The organism is Cobetia sp. L2A1 (assembly GCF_009796845.1).
GTDB lineage: Bacteria > Pseudomonadota > Gammaproteobacteria > Pseudomonadales > Halomonadaceae > Cobetia.
In genome coordinates this window covers 3,694,309-3,710,050 of record NZ_CP047025.1, presented here as the reverse complement: position 1 = coordinate 3,710,050, position 15,742 = coordinate 3,694,309, and the positions used below count along the sequence as shown (strand labels likewise).

At 57.8% G+C, this 15,742-nt stretch carries 11 protein-coding genes and 1 pseudogene; 11 read left to right on the top strand and 1 reads right to left on the bottom strand.

Translation table 11 applies throughout. The features are described from left to right. Positions 1–52 precede the first annotated feature (52 nt). From GQR90_RS15720 to tilS, 9 genes and pseudogenes are all read left to right on the top strand, one after another. Positions 53–565, top strand: coding sequence for an OmpH family outer membrane protein (locus GQR90_RS15720; RefSeq protein WP_158774924.1), 513 nt, complete (start codon positions 53–55; stop codon positions 563–565). Between the two features lie 91 nt (positions 566–656). After that, positions 657–1,694 carry a UDP-3-O-(3-hydroxymyristoyl)glucosamine N-acyltransferase gene (lpxD, locus tag GQR90_RS15715; RefSeq protein ID WP_158774923.1) on the top strand — a complete coding sequence of 346 codons (1,038 nt, stop codon included), beginning with the start codon at positions 657–659 and terminating at the stop codon, positions 1,692–1,694. A gap of 175 nt (positions 1,695–1,869) precedes the next feature. Beyond that, on the top strand, positions 1,870–2,313 hold the full coding sequence (gene fabZ, locus GQR90_RS15710) for a 3-hydroxyacyl-ACP dehydratase FabZ (protein ID WP_158774922.1): 444 nt from the start codon (positions 1,870–1,872) through the stop codon (positions 2,311–2,313). Next, entirely contained in the window at positions 2,310–3,077 is a 768-nt protein-coding gene (gene lpxA, locus GQR90_RS15705; protein WP_158774921.1) for an acyl-ACP--UDP-N-acetylglucosamine O-acyltransferase, read from the top strand. The genes fabZ and lpxA overlap by 4 nt, the downstream gene beginning before the upstream one ends. Positions 3,078–3,079: 2 nt before the next feature. Continuing rightward, a complete protein-coding gene (gene lpxB, locus GQR90_RS15700) occupies positions 3,080–4,231 on the top strand; it encodes a lipid-A-disaccharide synthase (RefSeq protein WP_158774920.1) in 1,152 nt (383 codons plus the stop codon). 237 nt (positions 4,232–4,468) lie between these two features. Next, a pseudogene (gene rnhB / locus GQR90_RS15695) lies at positions 4,469–5,011 on the top strand (ribonuclease HII); the annotation flags it as partial. A 431-nt stretch (positions 5,012–5,442) separates the two neighbouring features. Further along, positions 5,443–8,943 (top strand): DNA polymerase III subunit alpha, encoded by a 3,501-nt coding sequence (gene dnaE, locus GQR90_RS15690; RefSeq protein ID WP_158774918.1) that lies wholly within the window; start codon positions 5,443–5,445, stop codon positions 8,941–8,943. 236 nt (positions 8,944–9,179) lie between these two features. Next, positions 9,180–10,133 carry an acetyl-CoA carboxylase carboxyl transferase subunit alpha gene (gene accA, locus GQR90_RS15685; RefSeq protein WP_158774917.1) on the top strand — a complete coding sequence of 318 codons (954 nt, stop codon included), beginning with the start codon at positions 9,180–9,182 and terminating at the stop codon, positions 10,131–10,133. Positions 10,134–10,299: 166 nt separating this feature from the next. Beyond that, positions 10,300–11,697 carry a tRNA lysidine(34) synthetase TilS gene (gene tilS / locus GQR90_RS15680; RefSeq protein ID WP_158774916.1) on the top strand — a complete coding sequence of 466 codons (1,398 nt, stop codon included), beginning with the start codon at positions 10,300–10,302 and terminating at the stop codon, positions 11,695–11,697. Positions 11,698–11,732: 35 nt separating this feature from the next. On the opposite strand, the gene ppx is transcribed toward tilS, so the two are convergent. Further along, positions 11,733–13,271 (bottom strand): exopolyphosphatase, encoded by a 1,539-nt coding sequence (gene ppx, locus GQR90_RS15675; RefSeq protein ID WP_158775608.1) that lies wholly within the window; start codon positions 13,269–13,271, stop codon positions 11,733–11,735. A gap of 356 nt (positions 13,272–13,627) precedes the next feature. Between ppx and trxA the strand changes: the two genes are divergently transcribed. Both trxA and rho read left to right on the top strand, forming a co-directional pair. Next, positions 13,628–13,954, top strand: coding sequence for a thioredoxin (gene trxA, locus GQR90_RS15670; RefSeq protein WP_158775606.1), 327 nt, complete (start codon positions 13,628–13,630; stop codon positions 13,952–13,954). 526 nt (positions 13,955–14,480) lie between these two features. Beyond that, entirely contained in the window at positions 14,481–15,740 is a 1,260-nt protein-coding gene (gene rho, locus GQR90_RS15665) for a transcription termination factor Rho (protein ID WP_158774915.1), read from the top strand. Positions 15,741–15,742: the final 2 nt, after the last annotated feature.

Below are 15,742 nucleotides of genomic sequence, written 5' to 3'. Positions count from 1 at the left end.
GTTCCTGTTCTGGCGTCGATCATCAAACAACAGGTCTACAAGGAGTTTTTTGATGCGTAAATTGACCCGCGCGCTGTGTCTGGCAGGCGGCCTCGCTGCCCTTGCAACTCCAATGCTGGCACAGGCCTCCGATGTTGCCGTTCTTGATTGGCGCCAGGCGCTGCTCAGCTCCGACTCCGCCAAGATCTCCATGAATCAGCTCAAGAATCAGCTAGCTGGCAAGCAGGACCAGGCCAAGGCACTTGCCAAGGAACTCGAGTCCCTTCAGGCGAAGCTGCAGAAAGATGGCGCGGTGATGTCTGATTCCGAGCGCAAGTCCATGCAGCAGCAGCTGCGTCAGAAGGGCGGTCAGTTCCAGCAGCTGCGCGGCCAGGTTCAGCAGCAGCAGCAGCAGGCCGAGCAGGCTTTCCTCAAGCAGTCCAAGCCCAAGCTGGATCAAGCCATTCAGAAAGTGGTCGACAAGCATGATGTCGAACTGCTGGTAGACCGCAGTGCGACGGTCTACAGCAAGGACGGTTTGGATCTGACCGATGAAGTGACTCAGGTCTTCAACTCGCTCAACTGAGTACATTCCGCGCGCTGAGCGCGCGGGGTGTGTTGCATCCGAGTATGCCAACACGAATGCGAGCCAGAGGCGCCCAGCGCCCAGAGACAGAATGAAAAAGCAACAATTCTCCTACACCCTCGAGGATCTGGCTGAGCGCCTGGGCGCTCGACTGGTCGGTGACCCAGCGGTTCGAGTCACCGGCTTGTCGACCCTGGTAGACGCTGTTCCGGGTGATATTGCCTTCCTCGCCAATCGCGCCTATCTCAAATATCTAGGTGAGTCCGAAGCCACTGCCGTCCTGCTTCACGAGAGCCATCTTGATGAATGCAAGTGCAATGCGCTGGTGCTGGACAATCCTTATCTGGCTTACGCTGAGCTGTCGCGTCTTTTCGACCCGCTGGCTGGTGCGCCGCAAGGCAGTGTTCACGCCAGTGCGGTCGTCGATGAGACTGCGACGCTTGGCGAAAACGTCGAGATCGGTCCTCAGGTCGTGATCGGCCCGGGCGCAAGCGTCGGTGACAATTCCCGCATTCTGGCCGGCTGTGTCATCGGTGCTGATAGCGCGGTGGGTGAGGGTGCACTGCTGCATCCCAATGTCACGCTGTATCATGGTGTGTTGATCGGTGAGCGCGCCGTGCTGCACAGCGGTTGCGTGATCGGGGCCGATGGATTCGGGTTTGCGCATGACGGCAAGGGGTGGCACAAGATTGCCCAGCTCGGCGGTGTGTTGATCGGTGATGATGTGGAAGTTGGCAGCTGCACCAGTATCGATCGTGGCGCGCTCGGCGATACCATCATCGGTAATGACGTCAAGATCGACTCTCAGGTCCAGATCGCACACAACGTGCAGATCGGTGATCACTCGGCGCTGGCAGGCTGTGTCGGCATCGCCGGCTCCACCAAAGTCGGACGCTACTGCCTGATGGGCGGTGGTGTGGGCCTGGCGGGGCACCTGGAAATTGCGGATGGCGTGCAGGTGACCGGCATGAGTCTGGTGACCAATTCCATCACCAAGCCGGGTGTCTATTCCTCCGGTACCGGCGCAATGGACAACAGCCTGTGGCGTCGCAATGCTGTGCGTTTCAAGCAGCTCGACCAGTTGGCACGACGCTTGAATCAGGTCGAGAAGCAGCTGAAGGACAAGTAGCTCCTGTTTTGAAGGGTTCCTATTGTTTGCTCGGCGATCTGTCGGGCAATGAGCGGCTGCCAGCCTCGCGCAAGAACGCTATAATGCGCGCCATTGCCTGAACGGCGGCCCGGACCGTCATTACATGCCTGCCCGAGTGCGGCAGGCATTTCGTTATTTCAGAGGTTGTAAGCCAATGGTTATGGACATCAACGAGATCCGTGAGTATCTCCCGCACCGCTATCCTTTCCTGCTGGTCGATCGGGTCATGGAGCTGACCCTTGGCGAGTACATCGTCGCGCGTAAGAATGTGAGCATCAATGAGCCGTTTTTCAATGGCCATTTTCCGGGTCATCCGATCATGCCAGGTGTGCTGATTGTGGAAGCAATGGCTCAGGCAGCCGGTATTCTCGGCTTCAAGACCGTCGACAAGCGTCCTGCCGATGGCTATATCTATTATCTCGTCGGTAGCGACAAGGTGCGTTTCAAGCGTCCGGTAATGCCGGGTGATCAGCTTGAAATCAGTGCCCGTGTGCTGCGCGAGAAGCGTGGAATCTGGAAGTTCGCCTGTCAGGCCAAGGTCGACGGCGACGTGGTCTGTGAGGCCGAAATCATCTGTGCCGAGAGGAAGGTCGCTTGATACATCCTACTGCCATTGTCGATCCCGGCGCCCGCTTGGCCGATGATGTCGAGGTCGGTCCGTTTTGCGTGATCGGGGCTGATGTCGAGATCGGCGCTGGCACGGTGGTGGGGCCGCACGTCGTCATCAAGGGCACTACCATCATCGGTGAGCGTAATCGTATCTTTCAATTCGCGTCGATCGGCGAGGACTGTCAGGACAAGAAGTACGCAGGCGAGCCGACCCGGTTGGAAATCGGGGATGATAACGTCATCCGCGAAGGTGTAACGCTGCATCGCGGTACTATCCAGGATGCCAGTCTTACTCGCATTGGCAGCCGTAACCTGCTCATGGCCTACGCACACGTTGGCCATGACTGCATCGTCGGTGACGACTGCATCATGGCCAACCAGGCGACGCTTGGCGGCCATGTCCACGTTGGCAATCATGTCATTCTGGGCGGTTTGTCGGCAGTGCATCAGTTCTGTCATGTCGGCGAGCATGCCATGGCCGGTGGTGGCTCCATCATTACCAAGGATATTGCTGCCTTCGTGATGGTCAATGGTCATCCTGCTGAAGCGCATGGTCTTAACAGCGTTGGTCTCAAGCGTCGTGGGTTCGCTCGTGAGACCATTTCTGCCCTGAATACGGCCTACAAGACGGTCTTCCGTCAGGGCCTGACACTGGCACAGGCACTTGAGCAGCTTGAAGCCGAGCCGCCGCTTGCCGAGCGCGATATCTTTATCGCCTCTCTCAAAGCGTCTACTCGCGGCCTGACACGCTAAGCATGCGCATCTATCTGGTAGCCGGGGAGCTCTCCGGTGACATCCTCGGCGCTAGTCTAATGCGTGCGCTCAAGGCACGTTACCCCGACGTCGAGTTTCGAGGTATTGGCGGTCCGCGCATGCAGACTGAGGGCTTCGACAGTCTCTATCCGCTAGAGACTCTTTCCGTGATGGGGCTAGTGGAGGTGCTCAAGCACCTGCCGGAGCTGATCAAGGTACGTCGTCATTTGCTGCGCGATGCGCTGGAATGGCAGCCGGACGTGATGATCGGCATCGACGCACCGGACTTCAATCTTGGGCTCGAGCTACGTCTGCGCAAGCGCGGTATCACTACCGCGCACTATGTCAGCCCTTCTGTGTGGGCTTGGCGGCAGGGGCGTGTGAAGACGATCCGTCGCGCGGTTGATCGCATGCTGACCTTCCTGCCCTTCGAGGCAGCTTTTTATCGTGAGCATCAGGTGCCGGTGACCTTCGTGGGTCATCCGCTGGCTGACGAGCTGCCATTGATAGACGACCGCGCTGCTGCACGTGAGCAATTGGGCCTCGATCCTGAGGTTCAGCTGCTCGCTGTGTTGCCGGGTTCACGCGGTAACGAAATTCGTTTCCTTGGTGATACCTTCCTGTCCGCTATTGAGCGGCTGTGTCTGCGTTACCCTGACCTTGAAGTCATCATTCCCGCTGCTACGCCTCTCCGGCGTACTGAACTTGAAGCACTGATGGAAGATCGTGCATCTCTCGATCGTACCCGCATTCACCTGGTGGATGGTCAATCACGCGAGGCAATGACAGCCGCAGATGCTGTCTTGCTGGCATCGGGCACAGCAGCGCTTGAATGTCTGCTGTGTCACCGCCCGATGGTAGTGGCGTATCGCATGGCACCGATGACACATCGCATTGCACGTCATCTGGTCAAGACCGAGTGGATTTCGCTGCCTAATCTGATTGCCCGTGAAACGTTGGTGCCGGAGCTGATTCAGGATGCTGCGACTCCTGAAGCCATCGAAGAAAGCCTCGCCCCTTTGTTGTCACGCGCTGCTGGCGACATCTGTCGTCAGCGCGAGCTGCGTGAGCGTTTCGAAGCCATGCATCGAGAGTTGACCTGCGATGCCAGTGCTGCCGCTGCACGCGCCATCGGTGAGCTGGCAGGTCGCTGACACAGTTTCTGTTCTGTGTGACACCTACGCCGACATCATTTTGATCTGACACGACTCTACTCCACTATTGATTCATCCAGACAGGCAGATCGCAGTAGCGGTCTGTCTGTTGTCTGACGCCTTCGAGATACCATGACTGACTCTGCCGATGCCTCTACAGCACCCACGCCCCCCGCACGCAAGCGCAAACCTGCCGACGACTTTCCTGCGCTGGTGATTCCCTATCATGGTGAATTGATGGCGGGTATCGATGAGGTTGGGCGCGGGCCGCTGGTCGGGCCAGTGGTGGCGGCAGCGGTGATTCTGGATCCGCGTGATCCCATCGAGGGCATCACCGATTCTAAGAAGCTCAGCGAGAAGAAGCGCTTGGCCCTTTCTGAACAGATCCGGACTCGTGCCTGGGCCTGGGCGATTGCTGAGGCAACCAGCGACGAGATCGATGAACTCAACATCTACCAGGCGACGCATCTGGCCATGCGGCGTGCCATCGATGCGCTGGGCGTACGCCCCGAGTATCTGCTGGTCGATGGCAATCGCTTGCCGGGCCATGAGATTCCCGGCATGGCGGTGGTCAAGGGTGATCTGCGTCACGCCGCCATCGGTGCGGCCTCGATTCTGGCTAAAGTGCACCGCGATGCTCAGATGGCAGCCCTCGATGGCCACTTCCCGGTCTACGGCTTTGCGCGCCATAAGGGCTATCCGACGCGGGAACACCAGGCTGCCATTGAAGCGCACGGCATCCTCACCTTGCATCGCAAGAGTTTCGGGCCGGTCAAGCGTCTCTTCATGGCCGGACATGTGCCACAGGTGGTACCGGAAGATGTGCTTGTTCCGTTGTCCACTCCAGTCGAAGAGACGGTAGTGTCTGCTGAAAAAAAGCCGCAAGCCGTGGTCTGACTGATGCCAGTGAGCCCGCGGCGCCAACCCCTGTCGGCAAGTACGATGCCAATATTTCCATATCGACAGAGATACCTGCATCGCAGGTGCCGCCTATCACAACGGCGGTCGAGCAGGAGACATCTTCTGGTAAGCCTGCAGTAGCCATGGTCGAAAATACCAGCACTACAGCCGAGCAAGGCGACGCGCTATCCTTCAAGCCTGCATTTGATGTGCTGTTGCCCACGGATGTGCCTCACAATGTGGGGCCCATCGCCTCGCCAGCACCCGCGATAAAATCTTTCACCGTCACGCAGACTTCACGAGCCGATTCCATGACCACGCCCTTTGTTCACCTGCGCGTTCACTCCGAGTTCTCTCTTGTCGATGGCCTGCCCGGCGTAAAGCCGCTGATCAAGGCAACGGCTGCCGCAGGTCAACCGGCGGTAGCCGTCACGGATGAGGCCAATCTGTTCGGGTTGGTCAAGTTCTATACCAATGCGCGGAGTGCGGGGATCAAGCCGATCATCGGGTCTGATCTGTGGCTGATCAACTCTCAGGATGTCACGCGTCCGTACCGCATCACCTTGCTGGCGATGAATGAGACTGGCTATCGTAATCTGACCGAGCTGATCTCACGTGGCTGGACTGACGGCCAGAAGCAGGGCAAGGCCTATCTGGAAAAGCAGTGGATATTCGATCAAGCTGAAGGGTTGATCGTGCTGTCGGGTGGTCGTGAAGGCGAAATTGGCCGCCATCTGTTGTCCGATCACGAGGATAGCGCCCGCGCCTTGCTGGCCGAGTGGAAGGCAGTCTTCGGTGATCGTTTCTATCTGGAGCTGACACGTACGCAACGTCAGTACGAGGAGGAGTGTCTTCATCTCTCGGTAGCCCTTGCCGAGGCGACCGATACTGCCGTGGTCGCGACCAACGATGTGCGCTTCCTCAAACGTGACGATTACTGGGCGCACGAGACACGAGTCTCCATTGGAGAGGGCAAGGCGCTGGACGACCCGCGCCGCGAAACCCGTTATAGCGATGAGCAGTATCTCAAGACCGCTGAGGAGATGGGTGAGCTGTTCTCCGACATTCCCGAGGCGCTCGAAAATAGTGTGCTGATCGCGGCGCGTTGCTCGGTTACCGTCCAGTTGGGAACTTACTTCCTGCCCGAATTTCCGGTGCCGGACGGCATGACGATGGATGAATTCTTCCGCAAGGTTTCACATGATGGCCTGACGGAACGTCTCGACAAATTGTATCCGCTGATCAAACATCCGCGGGGCACCAATGCCTGGGCCGAGATTGAGCAGCGCTATCGCACGCGGCTGGATTTCGAGCTCGATATCATCCTGCAGATGGGCTTCCCCGGCTACTTCCTGATCGTGATGGACTTCATTCAGTGGGGCAAGGACAACGGCGTACCGGTCGGCCCGGGGCGTGGTTCCGGTGCCGGTTCGCTGGTCGCCTATGCTCAGAAGATCACCGATCTTGACCCATTGGAATACGATCTGCTGTTTGAGCGCTTCCTGAATCCGGAACGTGTCTCGATGCCCGATTTTGACGTCGATTTCTGCATGGAAAAGCGTGATCGTGTCATTGATTATGTGGCCGAACGCTACGGGCGTAACGCGGTATCACAGATCGTCACTTTCGGCACCATGACTGCCAAGGCCGTGGTGCGTGATGTGGCGCGTGCTCAAGGTAAGCCGTACTCGATGGGTGACAAGCTCTCCAAGCTGATCCCCTTTGAAGTGGGTATTACGCTTGAGAAGGCCATTGAGCAGGAACCGCAGCTCAAGGAATTCGTCGAGAACGACGAGGAAATTCAGGAAATCTGGGAAATGGCCCTCAAGCTCGAGGGCACCACGCGTGGTACCGGCAAGCACGCTGGCGGCGTGGTGATTGCACCGACCAAGCTTACCGACTTTGCGCCGTTGCTGTGCGACGAAGATGGCAACGGTCTGGTCGTCCAGTTCGACAAGAACGACGTCGAGGAAGCCGGGCTGGTCAAGTTCGACTTCCTGGGGTTACGCACCCTGACCATCATCGACTGGGCAACCGAGATGGTCGACAAGATCCGTGCGCGTGAAGGGCTTGGAGCGCTGGAGATCGAGGACATCCCGCTGGATGACGCCAAGACCTTCGACATGCTGCAGAAGGCGGAAACAACAGCCGTCTTCCAGCTGGAATCGCGTGGCATGAAGGAGCTGATCAAGAAGCTCAAGCCCGATTGTCTTGAAGACATGATCGCTTTGGTGGCGTTGTTCCGCCCCGGCCCGTTGCAGTCCGGCATGGTGGATGACTTCATCAACCGTAAGCATGGTCGTGCCGAAGTATCTTATCCACACCCGGACTATCAGCACGAGCTACTCAAGCCAGTACTGGAACCGACCTATGGCATCATCCTGTATCAGGAACAGGTCATGCAGATCGCACAGGTACTGGCCGGCTATACGCTAGGTCAGGCCGATATGCTGCGCCGTGCGATGGGCAAGAAGAAGCCGGAAGAAATGGCCAAGCAACGTGCCGGCTTCATGGAAGGGTGTGCCGACAAGGATATTGATAAAGACCTTGCCGGTAACATCTTTGACCTGGTGGAGAAGTTCGCGGGTTACGGCTTCAACAAGTCACACTCGGCAGCCTATGGCCTGGTGTCCTACCAGACTGGTTGGCTGAAAGCGCATTATCCAGGCCCGTTCATGGCGGCGGTCATTTCCACTGAGATGCAGACCATCGAAAAGGTGGTGCCGCTGATCGAGGAATGTCGTCATATCGGCCTGACGGTGACACCGCCGGATGTCAACATCGGTGGCTACAAGTTTACTGTCGATCTGGAAGGTCGCGTGGTCTATGGATTGGGCGCCATTCGCGGGGTTGGCGAGGGACCCATCGAGGCGATCGTCAGCGCACGTGCCGAGGGCGGCCCGTACAGTGATATCTTCGATTTCTGCAAGCGTATCGATGCCAAGAAAATCAACAAGCGCACCCTGGAAGCACTGATCCGCTCTGGTGCGCTGGATAACATCGGTCCGTCACGTGCAGTGCTGATGCTGGCCGTGGAGGATGCACTCAAGGCCGCATCGCAGAATCACGCCAATAATGACGTGGGGATCATCGACATGTTTGGTGATGCCTTCAGTGAGCCTGAAAAGGATGTTTACGCAGGCTATCGCAAGGCACGTGAGTGGACCGACAAGGAACGTCTGGCCGGTGAGAAGACGACGTTGGGCCTCTATCTGACCGGTCATCCCATCGATGAGTATGAAGGGGAGCTCAAGCGCTTCATCAATGCGCGTATCAGCGACCTGAAGCCCTCGCGTGAGCCGCAGCGTATTGCCGGGCTGGTCATTGCCATGCGCACCATGAAGTCAAAACGTGGCGACACCATGGCTTTCGTGACACTGGATGATCGCACCGGTCGCATAGAGGCATCGATGTTCGGTGAGCTTTATGATCAAGTGCGCAATAAGCTGGCACCAGACACGATAGTGATTGTCGAAGGTGAGGTCAGTCAGGATGATTATTCCGGTGGCCTGCGGCTGCGCGGCAAAGATGTTACGCCGATTATCGATGCGCGGATGCGCTTCGGTGAGGCGGTAGAAATAAGTGTTGTCGCTGACGATATCAGCGGGCGTTTCACACGCGATCTGTCGAATTTACTGACCCCGCATCTTGCGCGTGAAGGCCTGCCAATGCGCCTGCGTTACCGTAATGCCTCCGCCGAAGCCTGGCTGGAGCTAGGGGAGAATTGGCGAGTGTCTCCCAGTGATGAGCTACTGGTGCAGCTAGGCGAGGTGGAAGGGCAGCGGGGCGTACGCCTCAAGTATCGAGATTGATGTCCTCCGACAGCAGGCACTGGCGTTACCGGTTTGCTGTCGGAATAATGTGAACAAGCAATGATACAGGCGGGCAAGGTTTGCACCTGTCGAACAGGGTGCGATAATGCTCTTCTATCTTTTTTCCATGCCGACTGTGACCGCCGCGAGCCACAGATCGCCTGAGCGTTCGCTCAGGGGGAGTGACCCGGCCGACTCGCTTTCCTGGCTGCCCGAGACGACGAACGAAACGCCTTATGAATCCCAATTATCTGGACTTTGAACAGCCGATCGCTGAGCTGCAGGCCAAGATCGAGGAACTCCGTCTGGTCGGTAACGACTCCCAGGTGAGTCTGGCTGATGAGATCGAGCGCCTGCAGGGCAAGAGTACCAAGCTCACCGAGTCCATCTTCAAGGACCTCGGTGCCTGGCAGGTTACCCAGCTGGCGCGCCATCCGCAGCGTCCGTATACCCTCGATTATCTTGAGAATCTGTTCTCGGACTTCGACGAGCTACACGGTGACCGTCACTACGCTGATGATGCAGCACTGGTCGGCGGTATCGCACGTATCGACGACAAGCCGGTGATGGTGATTGGCCACCAGAAAGGTCGTGACGTAAAGGAAAAGGTTCGCCGCAACTTCGGTATGCCGCGTCCGGAAGGCTACCGCAAGGCGTGTCGCCTGATGGAAATGGCAGAGCGTTTCAAGATGCCGATCCTGACCTTCATCGATACCCCAGGTGCTTATCCGGGTATCGGTGCCGAGGAGCGTGGTCAGTCAGAGGCCATCGCCTATAATCTGGCCGTCATGTCTCGCCTGAAGACGCCGATCATCTCTACCGTGATCGGCGAGGGTGGTTCCGGTGGTGCACTGGCCATTGGCGTATGTGATGAGCTGAACATGCTGCAATACTCCACCTACTCGGTGATCTCGCCGGAAGGTTGCGCCTCCATTCTGTGGAAGAGTGCAGAGCGTGCAGCTGATGCGGCTGATGCCATGGGCATCACGGCCTCGCGCCTCAAGGAGCTGGGCTTCGTCGATAATATGATCAAGGAGCCGCTGGGGGGCGCGCATCGCAACCCGCAAGCGACTGCCGACAGCATCAAGGCGGTGTTGGGTGAAGGTCTGGAGCGTCTTGGCGCGCTGGATACGGAAGCCCTGCTGGATCGCCGCTACAAGCGTCTGATGAGCTACGGTGCTCCGGCCTGAGCGAGTAAGCAGCTCTGAACGGTTGTCGAGCTGACATACGATTATCAAGACGCCCCCGGAAGCCTTCCGGGGGCGTCTTTTCGTTGCAGAGTGCGCGGAAGATCGCGTTATAGGTCGTGCGTAAACTCACATCCCACTACGTGCGTCCCTTTACTCAGGAGTCCATATGCCTCTCCCGCTATGCGAGATGCCCATGTCCCTCGTGCTGGCTGCTGTTCAGCGTGCGCTGGCGAACACCGCTGCTGATCATACGGTATGGATCGCGCTGTCCGGAGGGCTGGATTCGGTGATGCTGGCGCGTCTGGCGGCGCGGGCCGCACATGATTGCCCTCGGCGTCTGCGACTGGTGCACGTGCATCATGGCCTGCAGGAGGCCAATGATGCGTTTGAATGTTTCGCACGACGAGTCGCCTCACAACTGGGCTTACCGCTCAGTGTGCGCCATCTGGCGTTATCTGACACGGTGCTGAAGGCTCGCGGGCTTGAGGCTGCCGCACGTGAGGGACGCCTGGCTGCGCTGGCTGACTGCGCGCGCGACGGCGACAGCTTGTGGCTGGCGCAACATTGTGATGATCAAGCCGAGACATTGCTGCTCAATGCTCTACGAGGTAGTGGTGGGCGCGGGCTGGCGGCTATGCCGGATGAGCGTTCGCTGAGACTGGGGGCCAGGGGGGCAGCCCGGCTAGTGCGGCCATTGCTGAACGTCTCGCGACGCGAACTTGCAGCATTAGCGAGAGAGCAGGATATGTGCGCGACGCGCGACTGGTGCGAAGACCCCAGTAATGCTGATCAACATTTCGATCGCAACTATCTACGTCATGTTGTCGTGCCGAAGCTTGAAGAGCGCTGGCCACAGGCAACTACCAGTCTGGCGCGATCGGCACATCATCTGCAGGAAGAGCAGCAGTTGCTGGAGGAGCTGGCCGCTGAACTGCTGGCACCTTTACTACTGGAAGTTTCGCCGAGCACCGACGATGATTCGCTGCGTCTGTCGCAAGCAAGGCTCGCCATGTTGGGGGAGGCGCGTCAGCGGTTGGTGCTGCGGCATCTGTGTCACGCGAGAGACTGGCCGGTGCCACCACGGGGGCGGCTAATGAGTGTGCAGCAGTTGATCATGACGCCATCAGCATCGGTGGGTGAGGTGCGGTGGGCGAATACTCGGCATGCTGTGGTAGTACGTGCTTGGCGGGGCCAGCTGTGGTGGAAGGTCACTGAGGTTGATGCTGATGCCGAAGGAGATGCTGATGCAGGGTATGCACTGGAGGCTCAGGCACGTTTGGCATGGCACGCACTGGGGAGAGACCCTGACACGGTGAATATCACGCCGCGACAGCCCGGCGATATGTTACGTGTACCGGGGCGTGGTCGACGCGACCTCAAGCGGTTGTTGCAGGAAGCCGATATTCCTCCTTGGCAGCGTCACCTGCTGCGTGTGGCGAGGCAGATGACGGGAGCAAGTCGACAATGTGAAGAGGCAGCCAAAGCGGTAAGTGAGGAGCGGATCGAAGGAATATGGCATCCGGCGCGGGGCTGGTGGCTACTAGCCCCACACGATCAGCCTTGAGTCCCGATGCTGCTAGGCTGGAAATCACGTAATGGCTAGTCAAAGTCCTCGAGGGTCAGCGTCATGTCAGCGGCTTTCTGCAATACGCTTTCCTGACTCAAGTCATCATGGATCAGGCTGTGGTCACGATATTCCTCGGCCAACGAGAGCGTTAGCTCATCGCCTTGTGCGTTAAGGCATGTGCCGAGTACCGGCTGCTCTGGGCGCGAATGATTGAGCATTACCGCAATGCGTAGCAGGCGAGCCAGGCGTGCGATTCGCGGCTGTAGTGTCAGTGGCAGACTGGCTAGTTCACGGGTGGCAAACTTGCGGCGGTGAGCGCGTACCAGGAAGGCCAGCGCTTTCTGTTCTGGCCGTGAGAAACCCTCCAGGTCGGAGTGCTCGATCAGGTAGGCGCCATGCCGATGGAACTGGCTATGCGAAACGGCCTGGCCAACCTCGTGCAGCTCTGCTGCCCACGCCAGCATCTGACGAGATGTCGCGCCGAGTGTCCAATCCTCTGCAACCTGATCGAACAGGGCGAGCGCGGTAGTACGTACGTTATCAGCATGCCGAGTATCAATTGCATAGCGACGCCGCAGCAGATCGATGGCCGTAATGCGGGAGTCTTCGGCAGTATTGCGGCCGACCAGGTCAAACAATACGCCCTCACGCAGCGCCCCATCTGAGTAACGTAACTGTTCAAGTTCAAGGGATTCAAACACCGCGCACAGGATGGCGATACCTGCGGGGAACACCGACGCTCGATCGCTTTTCAAGCCCGGGAGATTGACCTTGTCGAGGCGTTTGAAGCCCAGCAGTGCTGTGCGCAGACGCTGGAGTCCTTCGCGTGTGACGAGTCCATGTGCTGCCCATCCATGAGCTTCCAGTACGCTGGCGGCCGCCTTGATGGTGCCCGACGAACCCACAGGGTCATCCCAACCCATCTCACGATAGCTGCGCTGAATGCTGGCCAATTCCGAGCGGGCGGCAAGCTCTGCACGTCGCATGCGCTTCTCGCTGATCTCGCCGTCAGTGAAAAAGGCCCTGGTATAGGCGACGCAGCCCATGTGCAGACTTTCCAATAGCTGGGGCTCGAACTGCTCACCAATGATGAATTCGGTAGAGCCGCCACCAATGTCGATGATCAGGCGTTTCCCATGCACGTCAGCCAGCGCGTGAGCTGCCCCCAGATAGATGAGGCGTGCTTCTTCACGGCCGGCGATGATCTCGATCGGATGTCCCAGCAATGCTTCGGCACGGTCGATCAATATTTGACTGTTGTGGGCAGCGCGTAATGCGTTGGTGCCCACGATGCGTAGATTGTCAGCCTCGATTCCATCGATGAAGGGCGCGAACTGACCAAGGCAATTAAGTGCTCGTTCCATGGCCTCTTCACTGAGCATGCCGTCTTCGTCGAGGCCTGCGGCTAGCTGGACCTTCTCACCCTGCTTGGCAACTACCTGCAACTGACCCTCCTGATAATTGGCCAGCAGTAAGTGAAAGCTGTTGGAGCCAAGGTCGATGGCGGCCAGCTTGAGCAGCGATGCATCATCGTCAGAGCCAAGGCTTTTATCGCCGGCATTGGCGGGCAGTAGGGGTGAGGCGGGGACAGAATCACTCAAGGGGCAGAGTCCTTTATGACAGGCCTTTCACGACAGGGTCACGGCACGGGCCTGACGGTTGTATGCGTGAACTGATGCATCTAGCCTGGCGCAACAAAAGATAACATCGCATACGATGGCGACAGGGGACTTTTGCAAGATTGCGGTGACTTGCGTGAGGTGTCAAACCTCTTGCTGCGCTCTACTGACATGCAGGATAGGGTTTGTTGGCACATGCATCACGCAGAGCATGGTATTCTAGGGTCGTGATATGACAGAAAGTGCATGGTTTGCGCATGATCACTGATGATCAGCAAGACTGGAGCAGCCTGGGAGATAACATCGCGATGAGCGAGCGTGTGGCACAGATTGCAGAGAAGGATTTCGAGTCAGTCGTGTTGGAGAGTGAGCAACCGGTACTTGTCGATTTCTGGGCGTCCTGGTGTGGGCCGTGCAAGACAGTCTCTCCGACGCTTGAAGCGCTGGCCGAGGAATACGCCGGACGCTTGAATATCGTCAAGATTGACGTTGATGAAGCCCCTGAGCTTGCAGCCCGCTTTGGTGTTCGTGGTGTACCGACGCTAATGCTGTTTCTGGGCGGTAATGTCGAAGCTAGCAAGGTAGGCGCCATGCCGCGTGCTCAGCTGGCCGCTTTTCTGGATGCCAATCTTTAAGCCATGTCCATGCTGGTGGTGTCGATGAGTTCGCGATGAACTCTCCTCTACCTCCGGCCCTTGATGCGGGGGCTTGCGTTCGGGCGTCGGCTTGACTACCATCGAAGCGTTCGCCTGATTACACGCTCTCTGATTGCGTCATGTCGACCGTCCCACGGTCCCCCAGTTGTCAGCCAGCCTTCTGGTAACTCTGTCCTACCATTACAGGTCAGCTGCCAGGCGATTCATACCGCTAGATTCCATATCGAGAAGACTTTTCAGTCAGGAAGCACGACGCCCCATGTCTATCAGACTGGGCCGTAGTGACTCGACACTCCGTCGCTGAACTTGTTGTTGTACGGTTGTGGTGAGTGATCTTTCCTGAACCTTTAGCACCTGTCTTTATCCAACTCAGGCGCTTGCCCCCGGGAATGCTGTCGAGTTCTGCCTGCACCTTTCGGTGCCAGTCTCTGCCTCCTGTCTGTCTTCTCGATTCCCTTCTTAATCTTTCAGCCCTGCTGACATGAGCCACGTTCAAACAAAGCCGATGAATCTTACCGAACTCAAGCAAAATACCGTCCCCGAACTGCTAGAACTTGCCCAGACCATGGGCGTTGAAAATCTGGCACGTTCGCGCAAGCAAGACATTATCTTCGCCATCCTCAAGAAACACGCGAAAAGCGGTGAGGATATTTACGGCGACGGTGTGTTGGAAATTCTGCAGGACGGCTTCGGCTTCCTACGTAGCGCAGACTCTTCCTATCTAGCTGGCCCCGACGACATCTATGTTTCACCTTCCCAGATTCGACGTTTCAATCTGCGCAAGGGCGACTCCATCTCCGGCAAGATTCGTCCGCCGAAGGAAGGTGAGCGTTACTTCGCGCTGCTCAAGGTCAGTCAGATCAACTTTGACCGTCCCGAGAATGCCAAGCACAAGATTCTGTTTGAAAACCTGACACCATTGTTCCCCCAGTCGCGTCTGCTGATGGAAATCGGTAATGGTTCCACTGAAGACATCACGTCCCGTATTCTGGATCTGACTGCACCGATCGGTAAGGGCCAGCGTGGCCTGATCGTGTCACCGCCTAAGGCCGGTAAGACGATGATGCTGCAGACCATCGCCGCCTCCATTACGCGCAACAATCCTGAATGTCATCTGATCGTGCTGCTGATCGATGAGCGTCCTGAAGAAGTCACCGAGATGTCGCGCACCGTGCGTGGCGAAGTCGTGGCCTCTACCTTCGATGAGCCGCCGGCACGTCACGTGCAGGTTGCCGAGATGGTGATCGAGAAGGCCAAGCGCCTTGTCGAGCACAAGAAGGATGTCGTCATTCTGCTCGACTCTGTCACTCGTCTGGCACGTGCCTACAACACCGTCGTGCCGTCCTCCGGCAAGGTGTTGACCGGTGGTGTTGATGCACATGCTCTCGAGAAGCCGAAGCGCTTCTTCGGTGCCGCACGTAATATCGAGGAAGGCGGTAGCTTGACCATCCTCGCCACGGCGCTGGTCGATACCGGTTCCAAGATGGACGAAGTCATCTTCGAGGAGTTCAAGGGTACCGGTAACATGGAAGCCCATCTCGATCGTAAGCTGGCTGAACGTCGTGTCTTCCCGGCCCTCAACATTCGTCGTTCAGGCACGCGTCGTGAAGACTTGATCGCGTCTGAAGATGAAATGCAGCGCATGTGGATTCTTCGCAAGCTGCTGAATCCGATGGAAGATGTCGCGGCCACCGAGTTCCTGATTGACCGTCTGAAAGATACCAAGACCAACCTCGAGTTCTTCGAGGCCATGAAGCGCCGCTGATC

Bases quoted from the DNA above. Each gene is read 5' to 3' on its own strand.
- GQR90_RS15720 (WP_158774924.1), top strand. From the start codon at position 53: ATGCGTAAATTGACCCGCGCGCTGTGTCTGGCAGGCGGCCTCGCTGCC.
- lpxD (WP_158774923.1), top strand. From the start codon at position 657: ATGAAAAAGCAACAATTCTCCTACACCCTCGAGGATCTGGCTGAGCGC.
- fabZ (WP_158774922.1), top strand. From the start codon at position 1,870: ATGGTTATGGACATCAACGAGATCCGTGAGTATCTCCCGCACCGCTAT.
- lpxB (WP_158774920.1), top strand. From the start codon at position 3,080: ATGCGCATCTATCTGGTAGCCGGGGAGCTCTCCGGTGACATCCTCGGC.
- dnaE (WP_158774918.1), top strand. From the start codon at position 5,443: ATGACCACGCCCTTTGTTCACCTGCGCGTTCACTCCGAGTTCTCTCTT.
- accA (WP_158774917.1), top strand. From the start codon at position 9,180: ATGAATCCCAATTATCTGGACTTTGAACAGCCGATCGCTGAGCTGCAG.
- tilS (WP_158774916.1), top strand. From the start codon at position 10,300: ATGCCTCTCCCGCTATGCGAGATGCCCATGTCCCTCGTGCTGGCTGCT.
- trxA (WP_158775606.1), top strand. From the start codon at position 13,628: ATGAGCGAGCGTGTGGCACAGATTGCAGAGAAGGATTTCGAGTCAGTC.
- rho (WP_158774915.1), top strand. From the start codon at position 14,481: ATGAATCTTACCGAACTCAAGCAAAATACCGTCCCCGAACTGCTAGAA.